The organism is Streptomyces sp. SID12501, from assembly GCF_010550245.1.
Classification (GTDB): domain Bacteria; phylum Actinomycetota; class Actinomycetes; order Streptomycetales; family Streptomycetaceae; genus Streptomyces.
On sequence record NZ_JAAGLU010001103.1, the window covers coordinates 1 to 381 of the forward strand.

The 381-nt window shown below is 77.2% G+C and carries 1 protein-coding gene; it reads left to right on the top strand.

Going from position 1 to position 381, the window contains the following annotated elements; all coding sequences use genetic code 11:
- Positions 1-381: LysR substrate-binding domain-containing protein (locus G3I71_RS50025; protein ID WP_239149836.1), on the top strand; the 381-nt coding region annotated here is incomplete at both ends.

The window sequence follows — 381 nt, forward strand, 5'->3', positions numbered from 1 at the left end:
CTCGAACGAGTCGGCCGCGGCGTGCGGCCCACCGCCGCCGGCCGGTTGCTCGCGGAACACGCGGAGGTCATCAGCCAGGACCTGGCGGCGGCCGAGGCAGCCCTGGCCGACCTGCGGGAAGGGCACACCGGACGGGTCGTCGTCCGCTACTTCGCCTCCGCGGGGGCCGCGCTCGTCGCGCCCGCCCTGGTGGGCCTGCGCCGCGCCCACCCCCGGGTGCGGATCGACCTGAGACTCGCCGACCCGGCCGCCCCGCTCCACGAGGTCGAGCAGGGCCGGGCGGACCTCGCGCTCGCCGTCGGGCCGGACCCCCGACCGTACGAGGGCGTGCGCCTGATCCACCTGCACGACGATCCGTACGACGTGGTCCTGCCGACGCAC